This window comes from Actinomadura sp. 7K534, from assembly GCF_004348575.1.
In the GTDB taxonomy this organism is placed as follows: Bacteria; Actinomycetota; Actinomycetes; order Streptosporangiales; family Streptosporangiaceae; genus Spirillospora; species Spirillospora livida.
The window spans coordinates 21,209-27,761 of sequence record NZ_SMKB01000085.1 but is presented as its reverse complement, the minus strand read 5'-3'; the positions used below and the strand labels follow the sequence as shown (position 1 = coordinate 27,761).

The following is a 6,553-nucleotide window of genomic DNA, read 5'->3' as shown; positions in this document are numbered from 1 at the left end:
GGGCGGGACGGGCGATGGCCGGCGTCCGCGACGGCGAGACCGCCGCCGCGTCCGTCGGCATCCGGGTCGCCCGGGTCAAGGCCACCGCGTTCACCGTCTCCTCCGTCTACGCCGGGGTCGCGGGCGCGCTGACGGCGCTGGCGTTCGGGCGGGTCGCGCCGGACTCGTTCGCGCTGACGGTGTCCATCGACTACCTGGTGATGATCGTGCTGGGCGGGGCCGGCTCGATCGCGGGCGCGTCCGCCGGGGCGGTGTTCGTCTCGGTCCTGCCGCTGATGCTCGTGCAGTACAGCGCGCACCTGCCGTTCCTGTCCGCCCCCGGCTCCGGCGGCGTCGACGCCGCCACGCTGAGCCGGTTCGTCTACGGCGTCGCCATCGTCGCCGTCCTGATCTTCCTGCGCGGGGGCCTCGCCGGGGCCCTGCGCCGCCTGGGGATCCGCACCGCGCGGGCCGGGCGGCCGTCCCGGCCCGCGCGCCCGGCCGAACGTTCCACCCTGAAGGAGTCCGCCCCATGACGATCCGACCCCTCGCCGCGGCGGCGCTGTGCCTGGCCGCGCTCACGGCGTGCAGCACGACCGACCCCAACGCCGGATCCGGAGACGGCGACGGCTCGGGGGTCCGCACCGGCAACGGCGTCACCGATTCGGAGATCAGGATCGGGGTGCTCACCGACCTGTCCGGGCCGTTCAAGGCGGGCGCCGCCGTGCAGGTGCAGGAGAAGAAGGCGTACTGGGCGGCCAGGACCGCCCAGGGCGGCATCTGCGGCCGCAAGATCACGATGGACGTCCGGGACCACGGCTACAACCCGCAGCGCGCTGTGTCGCTGTACCGCAGCATGGCGCCGGACGTCGTGGCGCTCCAGCAGGTGCTCGGCTCGCCCGCGGTCGCGGCCGTCCTCCCGCTCGCGGAGAAGGACGACCTCTACGTCGGCGGCATGGGCTGGGCGAGCGTCGCGCTGGAGTACAAGGTGGCGCAGATCCCGGGCACCACCTACAGCATCGAGTCCGCCAACGCCGTCGACTACCTCGTCGACACGCTCAAGGTCCCGGCGGGCAGCACGATCGGGCTCGTCTACTTCGAGGGCGACTTCGGCGGCGACTCGCTCGCCGGCGCCGAGCACGCGGCCGCGGCGCGCGGGCTGAAGATCCACCCGATCAAGATCACCCCGCAGGACTCGGACATGTCCGCCCAGGCGGCGGCGCTGGAGCGGGCGGGCGTCAAGGGCGTCATCCTCGGCGCCTCCCCGTCGCAGCTGTCCTCGCTCGCCAGCGTGCTCGCCTCGAACGGGGTCAACGTCCCCCTGATCGGCAACACGCCCACGTTCAGCCCGGCCCTGCTGAACACCCCCGCGAGGGAGGGGCTGCTCAAGAACTTCTACACGGTGACGAGCGTGGCGCCCTACAACGGGGAGGGCGCCGCGGTGAAGACGGCCGCCGAGATGTTCGAGAAGAACGCGCCGGACGGCACCAAGGGCTGGGAGGTCCCGCTCGCCTACGGCCAGTCCGAGCTGCTCGCCGAGGCACTGGAGAAGGCGTGCGAGAACGATGACCTGACGCCGAAGGGCGTGGTCGCCGCGATGCACGAGACGTCCGGGCTGGACACCCGGGGCCTGTTCTCCGGGACGCTGGACTACACCAAGCCCGGTGAGCCCCCGACGCGCAAGGTGTTCGTCTCCAGGGCGGACCCGGAGGCGCCGGGAGGGCTCAAGGTCCTCGACACCGTCGAAGGCCCGAGCGCCCTCAGCTACAAGTTCGAGTGACTCGAGTCATCGGACGGGCCCGCGCCCGTCCGATGATCCGGCCGATAAAGCGTCTGGCACGCTCCATCCCCGGCGGGCGCGCCGATCCCGCCGTCCGGGGACCTCCGGCCTCTTCTGCGCGGCCCGGTTAGCGCGCAGACTGGGCATTGGGCACTTTCTTCCGGCGCCGCTCCCGTTACACGGGGCAGCCGCCGGATATGAAAAGTGTTCACCAAGGAGGCGGGCACATGAACGGCGTGGATGGGAACCAGCGGCCGCACGTCCTGTTCGGCTACGACGGGACGCAGGAGAACGAGGGCGCCCTGCGCTGGGCCGTCGAGGAGGCCCGGCAGCGCGACCTCGACCTGATGATCTGCCACTGCTGGCACTGGCCCTACGCCAGCGGCCACGAGGACCCGGACGCCGAGGCGATCAGGAGGCGCGCGGGGGAGAACCTCCTCGCGCAGGGCGTCCGCCGGGCGCGGGAGCTGGGCGCGCCCGGGACGGTGCGCCGGCACCTCCTGCGGGGACCGGTGGAGGAGGCGCTGCTGGAGGCGTCCCGCACGGCCGAGCTGACCGTGATCGGCTCGGGCGAGCGCCCGGGCATCGGCGCCACCGCGCTGGAGGTGCCCGCCCGGGCGGGACGGCCGGTGATCGTCGTCCCGGACACGGCGCCGTGGCCCCGACGGGTCGTCGCGGGGACCGACGCGGGGGAGGGCTGCCCCGCGGTGCTCGGCTTCGCGTTCGGCGAGGCGGCGCTGCGCGGCTGGGACCTGCACGTCGTCTACGGGTGCTGGGAGCCCGCGGTGGTGAGCGAAGAGGACCTGGCGCTGTTCAACGACCCGGAACTGCTGGAGAAGCGCCGCACCGCCGAGCTGGACGAGGTCGTCGCGCCGTGGCGGAAGCGCCACCCGGAGGTCGACGTCACGGTCTCGCTGACGCTGGAGCGCCCGTGCGAGGCGCTGGGCCGGGCGGCGGACGGCGCCGGGCTCCTCGTCATGGGCGACCGCGGAACCGGTTTCGACCCGCTGGGGGCGACCAGCTCCGCGATGCTCCGCCGGGCCTCACTGCCCGTGGCGATCGTCCCGGGCCGAAGGTCCCGAACCTGACGGACCAGCGCCCCTGACCGGCGTCCCCCCGCCTCGCGAAGCTGGGAAGCGAGACGACGAGGGAGGCATCATGAGCGGCGACCGCGGTGTCGTGGTGGGATACGACGGTTCTCCGGCGAGCGAGGCGGCGGTGCGGTGGGCGGCCGCGGAGGCGCGGCTGCGGGGCGTCCCGCTGACGGTGGCGCACGCCTGGGACCTGTACGGGGCGGCCAGCCCGATGGCCGTCCCGATCGGCGACCTGGTGGCGGCGGCCGAGAAGGTCGTCGCCGAGGGGGCGGACCACGCCCGCGAGGAGACCGGCGAGGTGCGCGCGGTGATCGGGCGTGGCGGTGCGACGTCCGTGCTGATGGAGGCCGCCGGCGGCGCGGAGCTGATCGTCGTCGGCACGCGCGGCCGCGGCGGGTTCGCGGGCCTGGTGCTCGGATCGACGGCCGTGGAGCTGGCGTCGCACGCCTCGGTCCCCGTCGTGGTCGTGCGGGAGCGGCACGCGGAAGGGCGGCCGGACGGCCCCGTCGTGGTCGGGGTGGACGGGTCCGCGGCGTCGCTGGAGGCGATCGCCCTGGCGTTCACCGAGGCGGACCTGCGCGGGGCCGAGCTGGTCGCGGTGGCGGCCTGGCCCGCCGAGGTCGAGATCGGGCCCGCGCCGCTGCTCGACACCGGATCGCTGCGCGAGTTCGCCGCGGAGCGGCTCGACCGGCTCGTCGCGCCGCTGCGCGACAAGTACCCCGGCGTGCGCGTCCGGACCGAGGTCGTGACGGGGCGCCCCCGCGAGGTGCTGCTCGACGCTGCCGCGGACGCCCGGCTCGTCGTCGTCGGCTCCCGGGGGCGCGGCGGCTTCCGCGGCCTGCTGCTCGGCTCGGTCAGCCACGCCCTGCTGCACCACGCGGACGCACCGGTCGCCGTGGCGCACGCCCCCCGCGACGCCGAGTGAGCGTGGCGCCGGCCGAGCGTGGCGCCGGATGACCGAAGGCGGGACGGCCGCCCGGGACGGCCCCGGCGCGCCGTCCCGCATTCGTTGCAGGCGGGTCAGGGCTTCGCGACCAGTGCGGCGGCCGCGTCGAGGGCCGGGCCGGTCGGCAGCCCGGGGTCGAGGACGAGCTGGAGGAGCAGCCCGTCCAGCAGGGCGGTGCACAGCGTCGCGGTGCCGGTGCGCCGCTCCGCGGGCCAGTCCGGGCGCAGCTGCGCCAGCCGCTCGGTGATCCGGTCGCGCAGGGCCCGCGACCAGTCCCGCCGCTCGGCGGCCATCCGCGGGTCGCGCAGCGCTCTGACCAGCAGCTCCGCGGCCAGCCTGAGGTTGCGCTCACCGGCGGCCATGTGCGGGACGAGATCGTGCAGCGCCGCCACCGCCGCCGGGGGGTCGGGGGCCGCGAGCAGCGCGTCCACCACCGGGTCGACGATCATCTCGGTGGCCCGCTGCGCGACGGCGACGTGCAGCCCCGGCAGCCCGTTGAAGTAGTGGTGGAGGAGCCCCGGACGGGTACCGGCGCGGTCCGCCACGGCCCGCGCCGTGATCGCCGCCCAGCCGCCCTCGGCGAGCAGATCGAGCCCGATCCGCACGAGCTGCTCCCGGCGCGCCCGCCCGCGAGGAGTCGACGCGCGATGGTCCTCGTGGGTCATGCCGCCAAGCTATCCCAGCGTTTGCATCATGCAAAGATCACCGGCCCCGGGCGCGCGGTGGACGGGAGCCCCTCGCCGGAGCGGGCTCCCGTCCCGCGGCCTACTCGGCGCGCTCGCGCTCCGCGCGGAGCTGGAGCGCAACGTCGATGATCATGTCCTCCTGGCCGCCGACGTAGCCGGCCTCGCCGACCTTCTGCAGGATCTCGTGCGCCGGGACCTCGTAGCGCTCGGCGGCCCGTTCGGCGTGCAGCAGGAAGCTGGAGTACACGCCCGCGTACCCCTGCGTGATCGCGCCGCGGTCCGCGAACGGGAGCCGGTGCAGGAACGGCTTCACCACGTCGTCGGCGGCGGCCATGACGCCCTGCACGTCCACCCCGGTCGGCACGCCGAGCCGCTCGAACGTCGGGACGAGCACCTCGGTGGGGGAGTTGCCCGCCCCCGCGCCCAGTGCGCACAGCGCGCCGTCGATCTGCAGCGCGCCGTTCTGCTGCGCCAGGACCGAGTTCGCGACGCCCAGCGACAGGTTCTGGTGGCCGTGGAAGCCGACCTGCGCGTCCCGCCCGATCTCCTTGACCAGCGCGCTGATCCGCTCCTGCGCCTCCCCGAGGACGAGGGCGCCGGCGGAGTCGACGACGTAGACGCACTGCGCGCCGCCGTCCACCATGATCCGGGCCTGCTTCGCCAGCTCCTCCGGCCCGACCCGGTGCGCCATCATCAGGAACCCGACGGTCTCCATGCCGAGGTCGCGGGCGGCGGCGAAGTGCTGCAGCGACACGTCGGCCTCGGTGCAGTGCGTCGCGATCCGCGCCACGGCCGCGCCCGCGTCGTGCGCGAGCCCGAGGTCCTCGACCGTGCCGACCCCGGGCAGCATCAGCACGGCGATCCTGGCCCGGGTCGCCTCGTCCACGGCGGCGGCGACGAGCTTGACGTCGTCCTCCAGCGAGAAGCCGTAGTTGAACGACGAGCCGCCGAGGCCGTCGCCGTGCGTGACCTCGATGACCTCCACGCCTGCGCCGTCGAGCGCGTGCACGACCCCGCGGACCTGCTCCTCGGTGAAGCGGTGCGCCATCGCGTGGCTGCCGTCCCGCAGCGTCGAGTCGGTGATCCTGATCTTCTCTGCGGTGCGCTGCTCCGCGGTGTCCGGCTCAGTCATCGGTCGCCTTCCTGCGCGCGAGCTGCTCGCCGACACGGGCGGCCGCCGCGGTCATGATGTCGAGGTTGCCTGCCCACGGCGGCAGGTAGTCGCCGTTGCCCCTGACCTCCAGGAACACCGCGACGCGGGCCATGCCGTTCCAGATGTCGCGCGGCTCGTCGAACTGCGGCTCGGCCCGCAGCGTGTACCCGGGCACGTACGCGGCGACCTCGGCGACCATCTTCTCGACCGACTCGGCGATCGCCGCGGTGTCGGCGTCCGACGGGATCGCGCAGAACACCGTGTCCCGCATGATCATCGGCGGGTCGACCGGGTTCAGGATGATGATGGCCTTGCCCCGTCCGGCGCCGCCGACCTTCTCGATGGCGCGGGCGGTGGTCCGGGTGAACTCGTCGATGTTGGCGCGGGTGCCGGGACCGGCCGAGCGGGAAGCGATCGACGCGACGATCTCCGCGTACGGCACCGGGACCACCGACGACACCGCGTGCACGATCGGGATCGTCGCCTGCCCCCCGCACGTGATCATGTTGAGGTTGGGCGCGTCCGACAGCGTGTCCAGGTTCACCGGCGGGCACACGAGCGGCCCCGCCGCGGCGGGCGTGAGGTCGACCGCGGTGATCCCGGCCTCCTCGTAGCGCGGGGCGTTGGCCAGGTGCGCCTTCGCCGACGTGGCCTCGAACACGATGTCGGGCAGCGTGGGCTGCGACAGCAGCCAGTCCACGCCCTCCGCCGACGCCGGGACGCCCAGCTCGCGGGCGCGCTCCAGGCCGTCCGACTCCGGCACGACGCCCACCATCGAGTGGACGTCGACCAGCTCGCTGCGCATCAGCTTGACCAGCAGGTCCGTGCCGATGTTGCCGGGACCGACGATCGCGGCGCTCAACTTGCGCCCTACATCCTGCGGGGGGACGACCCCCCGCACCCCCCCGGTCGCCT

7 protein-coding genes are annotated in these 6,553 nt (G+C 74.3%); 4 read left to right on the top strand and 3 right to left on the bottom strand.

Annotated elements, in window-relative coordinates; translation table 11 throughout:
• From E1266_RS18370 to E1266_RS18355, 4 genes are all read left to right on the top strand, one after another.
• A partial coding sequence (locus E1266_RS18370) for a branched-chain amino acid ABC transporter permease (protein ID WP_132048521.1) occupies positions 1-515 on the top strand: 515 nt, incomplete at its 5' end.
• A complete protein-coding gene (locus E1266_RS18365; protein WP_132048519.1) occupies positions 512-1,759 on the top strand; it encodes an ABC transporter substrate-binding protein in 1,248 nt (415 codons plus the stop codon). The genes E1266_RS18370 and E1266_RS18365, both read left to right, overlap by 4 nt.
• Positions 1,760-1,986: 227 nt before the next feature.
• Positions 1,987-2,847, top strand: coding sequence for a universal stress protein (locus E1266_RS18360; protein ID WP_132048517.1), 861 nt, complete (start codon positions 1,987-1,989; stop codon positions 2,845-2,847).
• A gap of 70 nt (positions 2,848-2,917) precedes the next feature.
• The gene (locus E1266_RS18355) at positions 2,918-3,778 is read left to right on the top strand and encodes a universal stress protein (RefSeq protein WP_132048515.1); all 861 of its coding nucleotides are present in this window, start codon (positions 2,918-2,920) and stop codon (positions 3,776-3,778) included.
• Positions 3,779-3,873: 95 nt separating this feature from the next.
• Here the strand turns inward: E1266_RS18355 and E1266_RS18350 are convergent, their stop codons facing one another.
• The 3 genes from E1266_RS18350 to E1266_RS18340 all read right to left on the bottom strand — a co-directional run bounded on the left by E1266_RS18350 (position 3,874) and on the right by E1266_RS18340 (position 6,539).
• Positions 3,874-4,464 carry a TetR/AcrR family transcriptional regulator gene (locus E1266_RS18350; RefSeq protein WP_207945742.1) on the bottom strand — a complete coding sequence of 197 codons (591 nt, stop codon included), beginning with the start codon at positions 4,462-4,464 and terminating at the stop codon, positions 3,874-3,876.
• A 100-nt stretch (positions 4,465-4,564) separates the two neighbouring features.
• Positions 4,565-5,617 carry a 4-hydroxy-2-oxovalerate aldolase gene (gene dmpG / locus E1266_RS18345; RefSeq protein WP_132048513.1) on the bottom strand — a complete coding sequence of 351 codons (1,053 nt, stop codon included), beginning with the start codon at positions 5,615-5,617 and terminating at the stop codon, positions 4,565-4,567.
• A complete protein-coding gene (locus E1266_RS18340; RefSeq protein WP_347876728.1) occupies positions 5,610-6,539 on the bottom strand; it encodes an acetaldehyde dehydrogenase (acetylating) in 930 nt (309 codons plus the stop codon). The genes dmpG and E1266_RS18340 overlap by 8 nt, the downstream gene beginning before the upstream one ends.
• Positions 6,540-6,553: the final 14 nt, after the last annotated feature.